Here is a 17,814-nt window from a genome sequence, read left to right as displayed (position 1 = left end):
CTTGTCGCACCTGATTTAGAGGGGTTGAATGGTCAAATTCAGACTGATGGAACCACGGCCGTCGATCACGGCCTAAACTGCGCAATCGGACCTACAGGAGTGAGCAAGATGAGCCGTATCGAAACCGACAGCCTCGGCCAGGTTGAAGTCCCGGATGAAGCCTATTGGGGTGCTCAGACGCAACGCTCGCTGATCAACTTCGCCATCGGCAACGAACGCATGCCGCTGGCGGTGTTGCATGCCCTGGCGCTGATCAAGAAAGCCGCGGCGCGGGTCAATGATCGCAACGGCGACCTGCCCGCCGATATCGCCCGTCTGATCGAACAGGCCGCCGACGAGGTGCTCGCCGGCGAGCACGACGAACAGTTTCCGCTGGTGGTCTGGCAGACCGGCAGCGGCACCCAGAGCAACATGAACGTCAACGAAGTGATCGCCGGTCGCGCCAACGAGCTGGCTGGCAACCCCCGTGGCGGCAAGTCCCCGGTGCACCCCAACGATCACGTCAATCGCTCCCAGAGTTCCAACGACTGTTTCCCCACCGCCATGCACATCGCCGCCGTCCAGGCGGTGCAGCAGCACTTGCTGCCGGCGATCAGCGAGCTGTCCGGCGGCCTGGCCGAGCTGGCTGCTCGCCATATGAAGCTGGTCAAGACCGGTCGCACCCACATGATGGATGCGACACCGATCAGCTTCGGTCAGGAAATCTCGGCCTTCATCGCGCAACTCGATTACGCCGAACGGGCGATCCGCAGCGCACTGCCCGCGGTCTGCGAGCTGGCCCAGGGCGGCACAGCGGTTGGCACCGGGCTGAATTCGCCCCACGGATTCGGTGAAGCCATCGCCGCCGAACTGGCCGCCCTCTCCGGTTTGCCGTTCATCACCGCGCCGAACAAGTTCGCTGCACTGGCCGGTCATGAGCCCCTGACCACGCTATCCGGCGCGCTGAAAACCCTCGCCGTGACCCTGATGAAAATCGCCAACGACCTGCGCCTGCTGGGCTCCGGTCCACGTGCCGGCTTTGCCGAAGTCCGGCTGCCGGCCAATGAACCGGGCAGTTCGATCATGCCGGGCAAGGTCAACCCGACCCAGTGCGAAGCGTTATCGATGCTGGCCTGCCAGGTGCTGGGCAACGACGTCGCCATCGGCTTTGCGGCCAGTCAGGGCCACTTGCAGTTGAACGTGTTCAAACCGGTGATCATCCATAACCTGCTGCAATCGATCCGATTGCTCGGTGATGGCTGCAGTAACTTTCAGCAGCATTGCGTGGCCGGCCTGGAGCCGGATGCGGAAAAAATGGCTGAACACCTGGAACGTGGCCTGATGCTGGTGACGGCGCTGAACCCGCACATTGGTTACGACAAATCGGCGGAGATCGCCAAAAAGGCGTACAGCGAAGGGTTGACCTTGCGTGAGGCGGCGCTGCAGTTGGGGTATCTGACCGATGAGGAGTTCGATACGTGGGTGAGGCCGGAGAACATGCTAGAGGCTGGGGCCAAGGGCTGAATCTGTAGCGCCTGATAGTCCGTCTTCGCGGGCAAGCCCGCTCCCACAGGTTTCGAGTCGTCCATGAACATTGTGGACGACGCAAAACCTGTGGGAGCGTGGCTTGCCCGCGATGAACGATGACGCGGTCTAACTGGCCGCCATCCGCACCTTCCGCGCCTTGAGCCCGGCAATCAACGACGGCCCCAACGCCACCAGCGCCGACCCCAGCACCACCAGCACCGCACCGCCATAACCCAACCCATTGATCGTCTCGGCATGCACATAGTCGGGCCACAGCCATGCCGCCACGGCAACCGCCGCAAAAGTCACCAACGGCGTGATGGCCAGCGTCGCGCTGACACGGGAAGCTTCCCAGTGGGCCAGGGCCTCGGCAAACGCGCCATAGGCAATCAGGGTGTTGAGGCAGCACGCCAGCAGCAACCACCCCTGCAAGGGGTTCAATTGCAGTGCTTCAAGCGGATGCACCCAGGGCGTCAGCAACGCCGCGCAAAACAGGTAGATCACCATCATCACCTGCAGCGAGTTCCACACCGTCAGTAGTTGTTTCTGCCCCAGGGCATAGAAAGTCCAGACCGTGGACGCCAGCAGCACCAGCAGCACGCCGGCGGTGTAGTCGGTCAGCGACGTGAGCAATTCACTCAAGCGCTGGTTGAAGAACAGCGCAAAGCCGATCAGCAGCACCAGCAAGCCAATCCCCTGCCCCAGGCTGAAGCGTTCCTTGAACACAAACAGACTGGCGATCAGCAACATGATCGGCCCCATCTGCACCACCAGTTGCGCGGTGCCGGGGCTGAGCAGGTTCAGGCCCATCAGATACAAGACATAGTTGCCCACCAGGCCGAGCACGGCCATCAGCACCAGCCAGCCACCGCGAGGACCGAGCACTTTGCGGCTGGGCAGGCGCCTGGTGGCCGCCAGGTAAATGAACAGGCAACCGCCAGACACCAGCAGGCGAAACCAGGTCACCGTCACCGGGTCCATCACCAGCAACACTTGCTTGAGCTTGATCGGCAGGATTCCCCACAACAACGCGGTCAGCAAGGCCAGGAACAGACCGTAAACCCAGCGACCCGATGAAATGTGCATGTGAACCCCGAAGCCAACTGACAGGAGCCGTCATTCTAGGCGCAGAGCGGTGGCGTACACAGGCACAGTTGCCTTCTGGCCGCGAATGAAACTGTGCGGGTCGTAATCTTCGGGGATGTTTTTTTTCCGAGGTGCGCCTATCGCGAGCAAGCCCGCTCCCACAGGTTCTTTGGGCGCCACAAAACCTGTGGGAGCGGGCTTGCTCGCGATGGCTATCTAACTGACGACGAAAATATCGGGGTTTACCTCACCGCCTCAAACAACCCCGTAGCCCCCATCCCGCCACCCACGCACATGGTGACGATGCCGTACCGCAGATTGCGCCGCTGTAACTCACGCACAAGGTGCCCGACCTGACGCGAACCGGTCATGCCGAACGGGTGGCCGATGGAAATCGAGCCGCCGTTGACGTTGTACCGGGCGTTGTCGATTTCCAGGTGATTACGGCTATGGAGGCACTGCGAAGCGAACGCCTCGTTGAGTTCCCACAGATCGATGTCGGCAACTTGCAAGCCTTTGGCCTTGAGCAGTTTCGGCACCGAAAATACCGGGCCGATGCCCATCTCGTCCGGCGCGCAACCGGCCACGGTAAAACCGCGGAAGAACGCTTTCGGCTTGAGCCCCAGTTCCAGTGCCTTTTCCAGGCTCATCACCAGGGTCATGGACGCGCCATCCGACAGTTGCGAAGAGTTGCCGGCCGTGACCGAGCCATCTTCGGCGAACACCGGTTTCAAGCCGGCCAGGCTTTCCAGGGTGGTGTCGGGGCGGTTGCAGTCGTCGCGGTCGACGATGCCGTCGAGGATCTGTGTCTGGCCGGTCGCCTTGTCTTCGACGCGGTACTTCACAGCCATCGGCACGATTTCATCAGTGAACAGCCCGGCAGCCTGAGCCTCGGCGGTACGCTGCTGGCTTTGCAGCGCGTACAGGTCCTGCTCTTCGCGGCTGACGTTGTACCGACGCGCGACGATTTCAGCCGTCTGGCCCATCGGGAAGTAGATGCCCGGCACCTGCTCCTTGAGCAACGGGTTGATCAGGTTGTCGGTGTTGACGCTTTTCATGGTCAGGCTGATGGATTCGACGCCACCGGCGACGATGATGTCGCTGCAACCCGAAGCGATTTGGTTGGCGGCGATGGCGATCGCCTGCAAGCCCGAGGAACAGAAGCGGTTGAGGGTCATGCCGGCCGTGCCGATGCCCAGGCGCGACAGCACCGCGACGTTGCGCCCGATATTGAAACCCTGGGCGCCTTCGTTGGAGCCGGCGCCAACGATGCAGTCCTCGACGCTTGCCGGATCGATACCGGTGCGCGCCAACAGGGCATCGACGCAGTGTGCCGCCATGTCGTCCGGGCGGGTCATGTTGAATTTGCCGCGAAAGGATTTGGCCAGGCCGGTCCGCACGCTGTCGACGATCACCACTTCACGCATGGCATACCTCATTGTTGTTGTCGGTTGAGAGTGGACCGAGCATAAGTCCAGCCCTTCACCGACCGCGACAATCATTCACCCCGCGTATGCGCAACCATCGCCTCAATCCTTGTCTTTCTGCTTCTTGCGCTCATGCCGGTCGGACTTTTCAAAAGCCTCCTCCAGTGCCCGGTTGATGGTGCGCAAGACTTTGACTCGAGCCCAGCGCTTGTCGTTGGCTTCCACCAGGGTCCATGGCGCAATCTCGGTGCTGGTACGGTCGACCATGTCGCCGACCGCTGTGCGATAGTCATCCCATTTTTCACGGTTGCGCCAGTCATCTTCAGTAATCTTGAAGCGCTTGAAGGAAATCTTTTCGCGTTCCTCAAAGCGTTCCAGTTGCGTCTGTTTGTCGATGGACAACCAGAACTTGACCACGATCACACCGGCGTCGGTGAGTTGTTCCTCGAAGTCGTTGATTTCACCGTAGGCACGCAGCCAGTCTGCCGGGCTGCAAAACCCTTCGATGCGCTCCACCAATACCCGGCCATACCAAGAGCGGTCGAACACTGTGAACTTGCCCCGGGCCGGGAGGTGCCGCCAGAAGCGCCACAGATAGGGTTGCGCCCGCTCCTCTTCAGTGGGGGCGGCAATCGGCACGATGCTGTATTGGCGCGGATCAAGCGCCGCCGCCACCCGGCGAATCGCCCCGCCCTTGCCTGCCGCGTCGTTGCCCTCGAACACCGTCACCAGCGCATGGCGACGCATGCGTTTGTCACGCATCAACCCGGAAAAACGCGCCTGCTCGGTGATCAGCTGTTCTTCGTAATCCTCCTTTTCCAGGTGCAGGCTCAGGTCCAGGCTGTCGAGCAGGTTCACTTGATCGACACTGGGGAACACTGGCGCCGCGCTGACCTTTTCCGGATGGATCGTCGGCCGCTGCAATGCACCCTGCAGGCCCGCCAGCAGAATCCGCCCCACGGCCAGACTGCGATAATGGGCATCCGCCCCGGCGATCACATGCCAAGGTGCATAGTCGCGGCTGGTACGGCGCAGCACCCGCTCGCCATACTTCACGAACCTGTCGTAGGTTTCCGATTGCTGCCAGTCCAGCGGACTGATGCGCCAGCTGTGCAGCGGGTCGTCGGCCAACGCCTTGAGGCGTGCCTTCATTTGCTTCTTGGACAGGTGAAACCAGAACTTGAAGATCAGCGCACCTTCATCGCAGAGCATCTTTTCCAGGCGCTCGGCGCCATTGATTGCCTGGTCGAGGCGCGGGTCCTTGAACTCGCCATGGACCCGCCCCTGCAGCATCTGGCTGTACCAGTTGCCGAAGAAAATCCCCATGCGCCCCTTGGCCGGGAGCATCCGCCAGTAGCGCCAGGCCGGTGGCCGCGCCAGTTCTTCGTCGGTTTGCTGATCGAAGGTACGGACCTCGATCAGGCGCGGGTCCATCCACTCGTTGAGCAACTTGATCGTCTCGCCCTTGCCGGCACCTTCGATGCCATTGATCAAAATGATCACCGGAAAGCGGCGTTGCTGCTGCAATTCGAACTGCGCTTCGAGCAACGCTTCGCGCAAGGCCGGTTCTTCGGCGTCGTAGGTTTCTTTGTCGATGGCGTGATCGATTTCGGCGGATTCGAACATGGATGGCTCCCTTCCAGATGTGAGCAAGACTAGCGGATTGAACTGAAGGCCAGCAGAGATTTTCCCTAACGCCACCAACACCTGTGGCGAGGGGGCTTGCCCCCGTTGGGTTGCGAAGCGACCCTGAAATCAGCCAACCGGGTCTGTCAGGTAAATCCGATTGGCTGGTTTTACGACTACTTCGCAGCCGAACGGGGCGGTGCGGCGATCCGACAAGCCCCCTCGCCACAACAGCCCTCTCGCCGCAAAAGGTTCGGGCAAGTCGAAGATTTTCTCCTACTCAGCCAAAGCATGCCTTGCCACGGATCAAGCAACGCACCATCGATCAGCTAGAATGGCGACCTTGCCGTTGCCGAGCCTGCCATGAAGCCTGTATTGCCCCACGCCCAACTCGACTGGGACGACCAAGGTCGCCCGTATTCGCGAGTGTTCGATGATGTGTATTTCTCCGACAAATCGGGGCTGGACGAAACCCGCTACGTGTTCATCGAGCAGAACCGTTTGGCGGAGCGCTTTGCGGCCTTGCCCGACGGCGGGCGGCTGGTCATCGGTGAAACCGGGTTCGGCACCGGGCTGAATTTCCTGTGCGCCTGGCAGGTGTTCGAGCAACACGCCGTGGCCGGTGCGCGGTTGCATTTTGTCAGCGTCGAAAAGTACCCGTTGAGCCCGGCCGACTTGCAACGAGCCCTGACGCTGTGGCCGGAACTCAAGGTGTTTGCCGATCAACTGCTTGAGCAGTACGTAGCCATCCATCAGGGCTTTCAGCGCCTGACGCTCGACCACGGCCGCGTCACCCTGACCCTGCTGATCGGCGATGCGCTGGAACAGCTGCCCCAACTCAACGCCCGGATCGACGCCTGGTTCCTCGACGGTTTCGCTCCGGCGAAAAACCCTGACATGTGGACCGCCGAACTGTTTGCCGAACTGGCGCGCCTGGCCGCGCCCGGTGCCTCCATCAGCACCTTCACCAGCACCGGTTGGGTACGGCGCCTGCTCAACGCCGCCGGTTTCAAGATGAAACGCACCCCGGGCATCGGCCATAAATGGGAAATCCTGCGTGGCGAGTTCCTCGGCTGGCCCCACGACGTACCCGCCCCGGCGCCCGACAAACCCTGGTTTGCCCGACCTGCACCGCCGATCGGCGAGCGCCGCGCACTGGTGATCGGCGCAGGGCTGGCCGGTTGTGCCAGCGCCGCCAGCCTGGCCTCGCGGGGTTGGCAAGTGACGCTGCTGGAGCGTCACGACGACATCGCCCGGGAAGCATCGGGCAATCCGCAGGGCGTGCTCTACCTGAAGTTATCGGCGCATGGCACGGCGCTGTCGCAAATGATCGTCAGCGGATTCGGTTACACCCGGCGACTGCTCGAACACTTGCAACGGGGCCTCGACTGGGACGATTGCGGCGTGTTGCAACTGGCCTTCAATGCCAAGGAAGCCGAACGCCAGGCGCAATTGGCGGCGGCGTTTGCGCCGGACCTGTTGCACCTGCTGGACCAATCCGGGGCCCAGGCCGTGGCCGGGATCGGGCTGGCACACGGGGGCCTGTTCTATCCGCAAGGCGGCTGGGTCCACCCACCGGCGCTGTGCCAGTGGCAGGCCGGGCATCCGCAGGTTCAACTGCTCACGCATTGTGATGCGCTGGAAATGCGCAAGGTCGAAGATCAGTGGCAAGCCTGGAACGGCGAGCAATTGTTGGCCTGCGCTCCCGTGGTGGTCCTCGCCGGTGCTGCGGAAATCCGGCGTTTCCCCGAGAGTGCCGGGTTGCCGCTCAAACGCATTCGCGGGCAAATCACCCGCCTGGCGCAAACGCCGCAAAGCCAGGCCCTGAGCACTGTGGTGTGTGCCGAAGGTTATGTCGCTCCTGCACGCTTGGGCGAACACACCCTGGGGGCCAGTTTCGATTTCAACAGCGACGACCTGACGCCAACCACGGCTGAACACCTGGGCAACCTGGCCATGCTCGAGGAGATTTCCCACGATCTGGTCGAGCGCCTGGAGATCGACCGCCTCGACCCCGAGAGCCTCCAGGGGCGCGCCGCGTTTCGCTGTACCAGCCCCGACTACCTGCCAATCGTCGGCCCTTTGGCCGACACCCAGGCCTTCGCTCAGGCCTATGCCGCGCTGGGCAAGGACGCCCGACAGGTGCCGGACGTCGAATGCCCGTGGCTCGACGGCTTGTACGTCAACAGCGGCCACGGCTCGCGCGGCCTGATCACCGCGCCGCTGTCCGGAGAACTGCTGGCCGCCTGGCTGGACAACGAGCCCCTGCCCTTGCCCAGAAGCGTGGCCGAAGCCTGTCATCCCAACCGGTTTGCGTTACGGCGCCTGATCCGGGGCAAATAGCCGATAGCGCCGTCGAGAGCGCCCGCACAGCGGCTCTCGGCCCCGACTTCGCCCGCTTATAACTCATCGATATAAAACTCCCCTTGCCGAGACGGGTCAGTTTCTGAGTACCCGCCCCTTTGGCGCGGTATCGATTGACCCTCCCCAACGGAAAAACCGGTAAGGAATTTATGTGCGGATTAGCTGGCGAGTTACGTTTTGATCATCAACCTGCAGACCTTGCAGCCATTGAGCGAATCACCCATCACCTGGCCCCTCGCGGCCCCGACGCCTGGGGGTTTCATAGTCAGGGGCCGGTTGCCCTGGGCCATCGGCGCCTGAAAATCATGGACCTGTCGGACGGCTCGGCGCAGCCGATGATCGACCCGCAATTGGGCCTGACCCTGGCCTTCAACGGCGCTATCTACAATTTTCCGGAACTGCGCGCCGAGCTTGAAAGCCTGGGTTACGCCTTCTATTCCGGTGGCGACACTGAAGTCTTGCTCAAGGGCTATCACGCCTGGGGCGAAGCCTTGCTGCCGAAACTCAACGGCATGTTTGCCTTTGCCGTCTGGGAGCGCGATGCCCAACGCCTGTTCATCGCCCGCGACCGTCTTGGCGTAAAACCCTTGTACCTGTCGCGCACCGGCCAGCGCTTGCGCTTTGCCTCAGCACTGCCGGCATTGCTCAAGGGCGGCGACATCAATCCGGTCCTCGATCCGGTGGCGCTCAATCACTATCTGAATTTCCACGCCGTGGTCCCGGCACCGCGCACGTTGCTGGCCGGCATCGAAAAACTGCCACCAGCCACCTGGATGCGCATCGAAGCCGATGGTCGCACCGAGCAGAAGACCTGGTGGACCCTGGCCTACGGCCCCCACGACGACGAGAAAAACCTGACCCTAGAAGACTGGCGCGACCGGGTGCTCGACAGCACCCGCGAAGCCGTCGCGATTCGTCAGCGTGCGGCAGTCGATGTTGGCGTGCTGCTGTCCGGCGGTGTCGACTCGAGTCTACTGGTGGGCCTGTTGCGGGAAGTCGGCGTGGACAATCTGTCGACCTTCTCCATCGGTTTCCAGGATGCCGGCGGCGAGCGCGGCGACGAGTTCCAGTATTCCGACCTGATCGCCCGGCACTACGGCACGCAGCATCACCAATTGCGCATCGATGAAAAAGAGATCATCGAACAACTGCCCGCCGCGTTCCGCGCCATGAGCGAACCGATGGTCAGTCATGACTGCATCGCGTTCTACCTGTTGTCCCGCGAAGTGGCCAAACACTGCAAGGTCGTCCAGAGCGGCCAGGGTGCCGACGAACTGTTCGCCGGCTACCACTGGTATCCGCAAGTGGACGGTGCGAGCGATCCCTATGCCGCGTACCGCGACGCATTTTTCGACCGCAGCTACGACGACTACGCGGCGACCGTGCAGCCGAAATGGCTGACCGCCAATGACGCCGCCGGTGACTTCGTCAAAGCCCATTTCGCCCAGCCCGGTGCCGATGCGGCGGTGGACAAGGCCTTGCGTCTGGACAGTACGGTGATGCTGGTGGACGACCCGGTCAAACGCGTCGACAACATGACCATGGCCTGGGGCCTGGAAGCGCGCACGCCGTTTCTCGACTACCGCCTGGTGGAACTGTCGGCCCGGATTCCGGGGCGTTTCAAACTGCCGGACGGTGGCAAGCAAGTCTTGAAAGAAGCCGCGCGCCTAGTGATTCCCAGTGAAGTGATCGACCGCAAGAAAGGTTACTTCCCGGTGCCGGGCCTCAAGCATTTGCAGGGCGATACGCTGGAGTGGGTGCGTGAGTTGCTGCTCGATCCGAGCCAGGATCGCGGCCTGTTCAACCCGGCAATCCTCGACCGTCTGCTGACCGATCCGCAGGGACAATTGACGCCGTTGCGCGGCTCCAAGCTGTGGCAACTGGCGGCCCTCAACCTGTGGCTCAGTGAACAAGGAATCTGACCGATGAAACCTCACGCCACGGCTTTCAGCCAACGCCTGTTGCGCGGCCAGTCGCCTTCCTACGAACGTTTGCAGGCACGTCTGGCCGAGGATGGCAGTGAACTCGGCGCCGCGCCGATTGCCGTGCATTGCGGTTGGGGCCGCTTGTTGATCGGCCACACCTTTGCCGATGCGGCGAGCCTGGCCGCGGAGTTGCTCAACGAGCAGCCCGGCGAACGGGACATCGCGCTGTACGTCGCCGCGCCCCAGCAGGTGCTGGGGCTGGAGCCGGCGCAGCTGTTCCTCGACCCGTCCGATACCTTGCGCCTGTGGTTCAGCGACTACCGCCAGGCGACCCGGGTGTTTCGTGGATTTCGCATTCGACGCGCGCAGAGCGACGCCGACTGGCAGGCCATCAACCAGCTGTATCAGGCGCGCGGCATGCTGCCGATCGACGCCACCCTGCTCACTGCGCGCCACCTGGGCGGCCCGGTGTACTGGCTAGCGGAAGACGATGACAGCGGCGCGGTCATCGGCAGCGTCATGGGCCTCAATCATGCAAAGGCCTTCAACGATCCGGAACACGGCAGCAGTCTCTGGTGCCTGGCGGTCGACCCGCATTGTGCGCGGCCGGGTGTCGGGGAGGTGCTGGTGCGGCATCTGATCGAACACTTCATGAGTCGCGGTCTCGCTTACCTCGACCTGTCCGTACTGCACGATAACCGCCAGGCGAAGAACCTGTACGCCAAGCTCGGTTTTCGCAACCTGTCGACCTTCGCCATCAAGCGCAAGAACGGCATCAACCAGTCGCTGTTTCTCGGGCCGGGGCCCGAAGCTGCCTTTAATCCGTACGCCCGGATCATCGTCGAAGAAGCACACCGTCGCGGCATCGATGTGCAGGTCGATGACGCCGATGCCGGAATGTTCACCCTCAGCCATGGCGGGCGCCGGGTACGCTGCCGCGAATCCCTGAGCGACCTGACCAGCGCCGTCAGCATGACCCTGTGCCAGGACAAGAGCCTGACCCACAAGGTGCTCAAGGCTGCCGGGTTGAACCTGCCCGTGCAGCAACTGGCGGGCAACGCCGATGACAATCTGGCGTTCCTTGATGAGCACCAGCGGGTGGTGGTCAAACCGCTGGACGGCGAACAGGGCCAAGGCGTGGCGGTCGACCTGCAGACCATCGAGGAGGTGCTGCACGCCATCGAGGCGGCCCGTCAGTTTGATAGCCGCGTGCTGCTGGAAAGCTTCCACCAAGGCCTCGACCTGAGAATCCTGGTGATCGGTTTTGAAGTGGTCGCGGCCGCGATTCGCCGGCCGGCCGAAGTGGTCGGCGATGGCCAGCACTCCATCGGCGAGTTGATCGAAGCCCAGAGCCGGCGCCGACAAGCGGCCACGGGTGGCGAAAGCAAGATCCCGCTGGACGCGGAAACCCTTCGCACCTTGCAGGCGGCCGGATACGACTACGGCAGCATTCTGCCGGCCGGCGAGCATCTGTTCGTACGACGTACGGCGAATCTGCATACCGGCGGCATCCTCGAAGACGTCACGGCGATCCTGCATCCGACACTGCTGGATGCGGCTGTACGGGCCGCTCGGGCGCTGGACATTCCCGTGGTCGGTCTCGACCTGATGGTGTCCGCCGCTGACCAGCCGGACTACGTGTTTATCGAAGCCAACGAACGGGCCGGGCTGGCCAACCACGAACCGCAGCCGACGGCGGAGCGGTTTGTGGATTTGTTGTTTCCGCACAGCCAGCCGGCGGTCTCTTAGCTATGCGTTGTCTGGACCGGCCCCTTCGCGAGCAGGCTCGCTCCCACAGTTGATCGCGTTTCCCCTGTGGGAGCGAACCTGCTCGCGAAGGGGCCGGTCCAGGCACCTCAACTCATGAGGAGTTTCCATGACCAGCAAAATCCCCGAACCGGACCTCGGTTACCTGCAAAAAGTCCTGCTGGAAATGCTCGCCATTCCCAGCCCCACCGGGTTCACCGACACCATCGTGCGCTACGTCGCCGAACGCCTTGAAGAACTCGGCATTCCCTTCGAGCTGACCCGTCGCGGCACCATCCGCGCCACGCTCAAGGGCAAGAAGAACAGTCCCGACCGCGCCGTTTCCGCCCACCTGGACACCATCGGCGCGGCAGTGCGTGCGGTGAAGGACAACGGCCGCCTCACCCTCGCACCGGTCGGCTGCTGGTCCAGCCGCTTTGCCGAAGGCAGCCGGGTCAGTCTGTTTACCGACAACGGCGTGATCCGTGGCAGTGTCTTGCCGTTGATGGCGTCCGGGCACGCGTTCAATACCGCCGTGGATGAAATGCCGATCAGTTGGGATCACATCGAGTTGCGCCTGGACGCCTACTGCGCCACCCGCGCCGACTGCGAGTCGCTGGGCATCAGCGTCGGCGATTTCGTCGCCTTCGACCCGTTGCCGGAGTTCACCGAAAGCGGCCATATCAGCGCCCGCCACCTCGATGACAAGGCCGGAGTGGCCGCGTTGCTGGCGGCCCTCAAAGCCATCGTCGACAGTGGCCAGGAGCTGATGATCGACTGCCATCCGTTGTTCACCATCACCGAGGAAACCGGCAGCGGTGCCGCGGCGGCGTTGCCCTGGGACGTCAGTGAATTCGTCGGCATCGACATCGCACCAGTCGCGCCCGGCCAACACTCCAGCGAACATGCGGTAAGCATCGCGATGCAGGATTCCGGCGGGCCGTATGACTATCACCTTTCGCGCCACCTCCTGCGCCTGGCCAGCGACAACGAGCTGCCGGCACGCCGCGACCTGTTCCGCTACTACTTCAGCGACGCGCATTCGGCGGTCACCGCCGGCCACGACATTCGCACGGCCCTGCTTGCCTTCGGCTGCGACGCCACCCACGGTTACGAACGCACCCACATCGACAGCCTCGCCGCCCTGAGCCGCCTGCTCGGTGCCTACATCCTCAGCCCGCCGGTGTTTGCCAGCGATGCGCAACCGGCCAAGGGCTCACTGGACCGGTTCAGCCACCAGCTCGAACATGACACGCAGATGGAAAGCGATACGCGGGTGCCGTCGGTGGACAGCCTGGTGGGGCAGCGGTCGGAGAGCTGATCCAGGATCTTCATCGCCGGGTAAACCGCTATCGCGAGCAAGCTCGCTCCCACAGTTGATCGATGGTGAACACAAATCTTCGGTTCGCCGCTGAACCCTGTGGGAACGAGCTTGCTCGCGATGGCGTCAGTGCAGACAACATCAAATCCCAGGCTAGCCGATACCGGCCATACGCCGTAGCATCCCGCCATTGATCCAACCGAGGTGCCTATGCTGATCCCCCACGACCAACTTGAAGTCGACACCCTTACCCGCCTGATCGAGGATTTCGTGACCCGCGACGGCACCGACAATGGTGACGACACGCCGCTGGAAACCCGCGTACTGCGCGTGCGCCAGGCGCTGACCAAGGGCCAGGCACTGATTGTCTTCGACCCGGAAAGCGAACAATGCCAACTGATGCTCAAGCATGACGTGCCCAAGCACCTGTTTGACTGAAGCTTCAGCGTTCCTTGGTTTTCTCCAGTTTGTTCTGGATGCGTTCATAGATTTCGGAGCGGTGCACATTGACGTCCTGGGGCGCCTCGACGCCAAAGCGAACGTGGTTTCCGTTGATCGCGAGAACGCGCACGCAAATGTTGTCACCGATGGAAATGGTTTCGCCCACAACGCGACTGAGTACGAGCATAAGGAGTGTCCTTCAGGGATTACTGGCCCCTGAAGATGCCCGGCCCGCCGTGCGCCTACAATGCTCCGACAGCAAACCGGACCGGACTGACAGCCCCTGAACCACCCCGCTGACGGAAAAGTCCGACACATCAGGTGATTTGTAGGGACGAGCTGTCAGGACGCGGAGAATCGCGGCCCGAACAGGATGATACTCGCGCCCATCACACACAGCGCCACGCCGAGCCAGTCCGAACCCAGCGGACGAATCCGCTCGACCACGGCCAGCCAGCCAATCGAGGCAATGATGTAGATGCCACCGTAGGCAGCGTAGGCGCGGCCGGCGTAGGTGGCCTCGATACGGGTCAGCAGCAGGGCGAACAGGGTCAGGCTGAGGAGCGCCGGCACCACCCACCACATGCTTTTACCCTGGCGCAGCCACATCCAGAAGGCAAAGCAACCGGCAATTTCGAACAGCGCGGCGAGGAAAAACCACAGGTAATTGAGCATGCAAGCGTCTCGCAAGGATGGCCGATGGCGGCCACCCTAACCACAGCGTTGCCTGCGGGCAAGATCAGCTTGCGGATTGCCTGGCCTTGGCGCGCATTTTGTCGGCCATGACGGTCATTTCGTTGTAGAGCAATTGCGGGTTCTTCTGCTTGATCGCCCAGGCCATGCGGCCCTGTTCGTGGGGCAGGATCATGAACTCGCCGGCTGCGACCTGCTGGTAGATGTAGTCGGCAATGTCGGCGGCGCTGATCGGCGAGCTTTCCAGCAGCTTGCCGACCTGGGCTTTCATGGCCGGGGTCGGGCCGCGGAAGGAGTCCAGCAGGTTGGTCTGGAAGAACGACGGGCACACCACATGTACGCCGACTTCCTGATGCGCCAGCTCGATCAGCAGGCTTTCGGACAACGCCACCACGCCCGCCTTGGCCACGTTGTAGTTGCTCATCGCCGGGCCTTGCATCAGTGCGGCCATGGACGCGATGTTGATGATCTTGCCTTTGCTTTGTTCCAGCAGCGGCAGGAAAGCCTTGCAGCCCTTGACCACGCCCATCAGGTTGATCGCGATCTGCCAGTCCCAGTCCTCCAAGGACAGCTCACTGAAGAAGCCGCCAGAGGCTACACCCGCGTTATTGACGATGACATCGATGCCGCCGAGCTTGACTTCACAGGCCTGGGCGAACGCCGTCAGTTGGCTGTAGTCGCGCACGTCGCAGCGCTGGATAAAACCATCGCCACCGGCTTCACGGACCAACTTCAGGGTTTCCTGCAAACCGGGCTCACTGACGTCCGACAAGGCCAGTTGCCAACCTTCACGCGCCCAGCGCAGCGCGATTTCGCGACCCAGGCCAGAGCCTGCACCAGTGATCATCATGCGATTTTGCATAGCAAACAGCCTTGTTGTTCTCGGAAGATGCATCGAGTGTAGCGAAGGAAGTTGCCCGACCCACGCTCCATCAGATTGCTGAATGGCCCGAGCAAACCACGGGCGCGCTACAAGCAACTAAGGCAATCACAAAGGAAATAAGGACCTGTCCGAAATACTTCAAAAAAACTTGGAATTTTCCGGCAGGCGCGAGAGTCGGAATTTTTAAGCAGCTCGAATTTACTTCATTCCCGCTGACCCGATTGGCATGGTCATTCCACTGCATTTCGACAAGGAAATAGACATGGGCACAATACTGATCATCATTCTGATCCTGTTACTGATCGGTGGTTTACCGGTCTTCCCGCACTCCAGAAGTTGGGGTTACGGCCCGTCCGGAATCATCGGCGTCGTATTGGTGGTGTTGTTGATCCTGCTCTTGCTTGGCCGAATATAAAAACCGCCAGGCAAAAAAAAGAGGCCCTCGAAGGGCCTCTTTTCTATTGCGTCACAACTTAGTCCGGCGTGCCGTCAACGACACCTGCGGTGTTGTCCAGCAGGCTCTTGGTCGCTGTTTGCAGGAACGCTTCGAGCTTGAGTTTCAACTCGGCGGTACGCGGCGCATCGGCAATGACTTTGGCGCCAGGCTTGGAACCCAATTCATACTGATACAACTTCGGCGCCATGTCCTTGTCCTTCGGCAGGACCAGAATCTGGTCGGCGGTGAGGATGGCCGTGGTCTGCTCGCTGCCCGACGGCTTGATCACACCAATGCCGAGGTCGCCTTGCGGCAGGTCGAGCAGGTCGCGTCCCCAGCACTGATGGCGCACTTCGCCACCGATGCGGCCCATGATGGTCGGCACGATGTCGATCTGGGTGCCCACGGTGTGGTCACGCTGGCCGAATTTTTCCTGGATGCCCGGCGCGATCATCAGCATCGGCACGTTGAAGCGGCCCAGGTCCATCTCGGTGATCTGTTGTTCGTTACCAAAACCGTGGTCACCGACAATGACAAACAGGGTTTCCTTGAAGTACGGCTCCTTGCGGGCCTTTTCAAAGAATTGGCCCAGTGCCCAGTCCGAGTAACGCATGGCGGTCAGGTGTTCGTTCAGGCTGCCACGATCGGTTACGCGCTCGACCGGCAATGGCGTCGGCAAGGCATAAGGCGTGTGGTTGGAGAGGGTTTGCAGCAAGGCATAGAACGGCTTGCCGTTTTCCCGTGCCTTGAGCTCGACCAGGCCACGGTCGAACATGTCCTGGTCGGACACGCCCCAGGTCGGATCGGAGAACACCGGATTGACGAAATCGTTACGACCGATGAAGTTGGTCATGCCCTGGTTGCTGAAGAAACCCGACTGGTTGTCCCAGGCGAAATCGCCGTTGTAGACATACACGTCGTCGAAGTCACGGGCACTGAGCAACTGCGGCAGACCAGACAGCTTGTGGCTGCCTTCCGGGGTCTGCATCAGGTATTCGAAGCCCGGCAGGTTCGGGAAGCAGGCCATGGTGGCGAACATGCCCTGGTGGGTATGGGTGCCGTTGGAGAAGAAGCGGTCGAACAGCAAGCCTTCCTTTGACAGTTTGTCGAGGTACGGCGTGATGTTGCCCGGCCCGCCCAGCGCTCCCACCGAGTGACCGGCCATGCTTTCCATCAGGATCACAACGACGTTCTTGATCGGCAGGGTCTTGTCGGCCGGCGGGGTGTAATCGCGACGTACCGCTGCGGTGTCGGTATCCACCAGTTTGTCGGCCGGTACCACCAGCATGTCACGCACCACTTGCTGGGCTTGTGGCTGAGGCAGGGTCGCCTTCCAGATATTGTCGCGATCCTCGGACATCCGGCTCTTGGCGGCGGCGACCAGAGAAAGAGTACCGTTGAGACCCAACTGGTTGGCGAAGTTGGAATCTGTGGTGTAGACATCACCCCAGCGCATCGGCGGGCCTTGACGCAAGGTGCCACGGGCCGCGACGACGCAGATCAGCAGGCAAACCACGAACACGCCAATGCGTGCATACCACGGCGCAACCTGGCGAGTGCCGATGCTGCCGCCACTGAACGGGCCACGAGGGCGGGTCGCACGGTCCGCGCCCTTGAATGCCAGGCTCAGGATCCAGGTGCCCACGGCCCATGCCAGCAGGTAGCGGACCACGGGGAAACCGTACCAGAGCATGCTCATCACGGTTTTCGGATCTTCCTTGACGTACTGGAAGACCAGGCCGTTGAGGCGCTGGTGGAACTCACGATAGAAGTCCATCTCCATCAGGCCCAGGAACAGCGCAATGCTGGAGACGACTGTCAGCCAGAGACGGAACAGCCCGCGTGCGGCCATGGCCCGGACACTGAACAATGCCAGCAGCAACGGAATACTGAGATAAACCACCAGACGCAGGTCGAAACGCAGACCGTTGGCGAAAGCCTCGAGGAAGGTCGAAGCCGGTGTATCGAGGATCATCGAGCGGTTGTAGACCAGCAGCGCGACGCGCAGCAGGCTGAACATGACCATCATGACCAGGGCACACAACAGCGTGTAGGCCAGATGCGATTTGACGGTCGGTTGCAGCAGGCGACTAGAAGCTCGCTGCTGATTCAGGGCGTCCGGGATTGCCATGTCGTTTTAGGACCCATTGGAAGTTGAAGTTTCAAAAATACAGCTGCGCCTTGCCCTCTTTTTGGCCAGTACCAGGCCCCGGGGATTGCGCGGTGCGCAAATGTTGCACGATCAACGGCTGTATTGCCATTGATAACTACCCTCATCCCGACTGTTTCATCCTGCATTCAGGAATACGCTGCGGGTTGCGGGAGAGCCGGCGAATTGTCTTGGAGACGTGGTGAAAATT

14 protein-coding genes are annotated in these 17,814 nt (G+C 61.7%); 7 read left to right on the top strand and 7 right to left on the bottom strand.

Going from position 1 to position 17,814, the window contains the following annotated elements:
- The first annotated feature begins 108 nt into the window (after positions 1-108).
- Entirely contained in the window at positions 109-1,503 is a 1,395-nt protein-coding gene (locus KW841_RS21235; RefSeq protein WP_218479639.1) for a class II fumarate hydratase, read from the top strand.
- Positions 1,504-1,632: 129 nt separating this feature from the next.
- Here the strand turns inward: KW841_RS21235 and KW841_RS21230 are convergent, their stop codons facing one another.
- From KW841_RS21230 to pap, 3 genes are all read right to left on the bottom strand, one after another.
- Positions 1,633-2,592, bottom strand: coding sequence for a DMT family transporter (locus KW841_RS21230; RefSeq protein ID WP_218479638.1), 960 nt, complete (start codon positions 2,590-2,592; stop codon positions 1,633-1,635).
- A gap of 242 nt (positions 2,593-2,834) precedes the next feature.
- Entirely contained in the window at positions 2,835-4,019 is a 1,185-nt protein-coding gene (locus KW841_RS21225) for a thiolase family protein (RefSeq protein ID WP_218479637.1), read from the bottom strand.
- Between the two features lie 102 nt (positions 4,020-4,121).
- Positions 4,122-5,645 carry a polyphosphate:AMP phosphotransferase gene (gene pap / locus KW841_RS21220; RefSeq protein WP_218479636.1) on the bottom strand — a complete coding sequence of 508 codons (1,524 nt, stop codon included), beginning with the start codon at positions 5,643-5,645 and terminating at the stop codon, positions 4,122-4,124.
- A gap of 363 nt (positions 5,646-6,008) precedes the next feature.
- Here pap and mnmC point away from each other — a divergent pair, with 363 nt between their 5' ends.
- From mnmC to KW841_RS21195, 5 genes are all read left to right on the top strand, one after another.
- Positions 6,009-7,988, top strand: coding sequence for a bifunctional tRNA (5-methylaminomethyl-2-thiouridine)(34)-methyltransferase MnmD/FAD-dependent 5-carboxymethylaminomethyl-2-thiouridine(34) oxidoreductase MnmC (gene mnmC, locus KW841_RS21215; RefSeq protein ID WP_218479635.1), 1,980 nt, complete (start codon positions 6,009-6,011; stop codon positions 7,986-7,988).
- 170 nt (positions 7,989-8,158) lie between these two features.
- Entirely contained in the window at positions 8,159-9,931 is a 1,773-nt protein-coding gene (locus KW841_RS21210) for an N-acetylglutaminylglutamine amidotransferase (RefSeq protein ID WP_218479634.1), read from the top strand.
- A 3-nt stretch (positions 9,932-9,934) separates the two neighbouring features.
- Positions 9,935-11,683 carry an N-acetylglutaminylglutamine synthetase gene (gene ngg, locus KW841_RS21205; RefSeq protein WP_218479633.1) on the top strand — a complete coding sequence of 583 codons (1,749 nt, stop codon included), beginning with the start codon at positions 9,935-9,937 and terminating at the stop codon, positions 11,681-11,683.
- A gap of 127 nt (positions 11,684-11,810) precedes the next feature.
- Complete coding sequence (locus tag KW841_RS21200) at positions 11,811-13,001, top strand: osmoprotectant NAGGN system M42 family peptidase (protein WP_218479632.1); 1,191 nt, start codon at positions 11,811-11,813, stop codon at positions 12,999-13,001.
- A gap of 210 nt (positions 13,002-13,211) precedes the next feature.
- A complete protein-coding gene (locus KW841_RS21195; protein WP_003199186.1) occupies positions 13,212-13,439 on the top strand; it encodes a YheU family protein in 228 nt (75 codons plus the stop codon).
- Positions 13,440-13,443: 4 nt separating this feature from the next.
- On the opposite strand, the gene csrA is transcribed toward KW841_RS21195, so the two are convergent.
- The 3 genes from csrA to KW841_RS21180 form a co-directional block, all read right to left on the bottom strand.
- The gene (gene csrA, locus KW841_RS21190; RefSeq protein ID WP_126049896.1) at positions 13,444-13,629 is read right to left on the bottom strand and encodes a carbon storage regulator CsrA; all 186 of its coding nucleotides are present in this window, start codon (positions 13,627-13,629) and stop codon (positions 13,444-13,446) included.
- 155 nt (positions 13,630-13,784) lie between these two features.
- On the bottom strand, positions 13,785-14,117 hold the full coding sequence (locus tag KW841_RS21185; RefSeq protein WP_007973686.1) for a YnfA family protein: 333 nt from the start codon (positions 14,115-14,117) through the stop codon (positions 13,785-13,787).
- A 64-nt stretch (positions 14,118-14,181) separates the two neighbouring features.
- On the bottom strand, positions 14,182-14,997 hold the full coding sequence (locus tag KW841_RS21180; RefSeq protein WP_095966328.1) for an SDR family oxidoreductase: 816 nt from the start codon (positions 14,995-14,997) through the stop codon (positions 14,182-14,184).
- A 277-nt stretch (positions 14,998-15,274) separates the two neighbouring features.
- Here KW841_RS21180 and KW841_RS21175 point away from each other — a divergent pair, with 277 nt between their 5' ends.
- Positions 15,275-15,433: a DUF3309 family protein gene (locus tag KW841_RS21175; protein WP_172435350.1), complete on the top strand. Its 159-nt coding sequence runs from the start codon at positions 15,275-15,277 to the stop codon at positions 15,431-15,433.
- A 58-nt stretch (positions 15,434-15,491) separates the two neighbouring features.
- Here the strand turns inward: KW841_RS21175 and KW841_RS21170 are convergent, their stop codons facing one another.
- On the bottom strand, positions 15,492-17,585 hold the full coding sequence (locus KW841_RS21170; RefSeq protein WP_218479631.1) for an LTA synthase family protein: 2,094 nt from the start codon (positions 17,583-17,585) through the stop codon (positions 15,492-15,494).
- Positions 17,586-17,814: the final 229 nt, after the last annotated feature.

It is taken from the genome of Pseudomonas sp. PDM28, assembly GCF_019219115.1.
In the GTDB taxonomy this organism is placed as follows: Bacteria; Pseudomonadota; Gammaproteobacteria; order Pseudomonadales; family Pseudomonadaceae; genus Aquipseudomonas; species Aquipseudomonas laurylsulfatiphila.
Note: the sequence above shows the minus strand (reverse complement) of the source record. Positions and strands in the feature narration are given on the sequence as shown.

Bases quoted from the DNA above. Each gene is read 5' to 3' on its own strand.
- KW841_RS21235 (WP_218479639.1), top strand. From the start codon at position 109: ATGAGCCGTATCGAAACCGACAGCCTCGGCCAGGTTGAAGTCCCGGAT.
- KW841_RS21230 (WP_218479638.1), bottom strand. From the start codon at position 2,592: ATGCACATTTCATCGGGTCGCTGGGTTTACGGTCTGTTCCTGGCCTTG.
- KW841_RS21225 (WP_218479637.1), bottom strand. From the start codon at position 4,019: ATGCGTGAAGTGGTGATCGTCGACAGCGTGCGGACCGGCCTGGCCAAA.
- pap (WP_218479636.1), bottom strand. From the start codon at position 5,645: ATGTTCGAATCCGCCGAAATCGATCACGCCATCGACAAAGAAACCTAC.
- mnmC (WP_218479635.1), top strand. From the start codon at position 6,009: ATGAAGCCTGTATTGCCCCACGCCCAACTCGACTGGGACGACCAAGGT.
- KW841_RS21210 (WP_218479634.1), top strand. From the start codon at position 8,159: ATGTGCGGATTAGCTGGCGAGTTACGTTTTGATCATCAACCTGCAGAC.
- ngg (WP_218479633.1), top strand. From the start codon at position 9,935: ATGAAACCTCACGCCACGGCTTTCAGCCAACGCCTGTTGCGCGGCCAG.
- KW841_RS21200 (WP_218479632.1), top strand. From the start codon at position 11,811: ATGACCAGCAAAATCCCCGAACCGGACCTCGGTTACCTGCAAAAAGTC.
- KW841_RS21195 (WP_003199186.1), top strand. From the start codon at position 13,212: ATGCTGATCCCCCACGACCAACTTGAAGTCGACACCCTTACCCGCCTG.
- csrA (WP_126049896.1), bottom strand. From the start codon at position 13,629: ATGCTCGTACTCAGTCGCGTTGTGGGCGAAACCATTTCCATCGGTGAC.
- KW841_RS21185 (WP_007973686.1), bottom strand. From the start codon at position 14,117: ATGCTCAATTACCTGTGGTTTTTCCTCGCCGCGCTGTTCGAAATTGCC.
- KW841_RS21180 (WP_095966328.1), bottom strand. From the start codon at position 14,997: ATGCAAAATCGCATGATGATCACTGGTGCAGGCTCTGGCCTGGGTCGC.
- KW841_RS21170 (WP_218479631.1), bottom strand. From the start codon at position 17,585: ATGGCAATCCCGGACGCCCTGAATCAGCAGCGAGCTTCTAGTCGCCTG.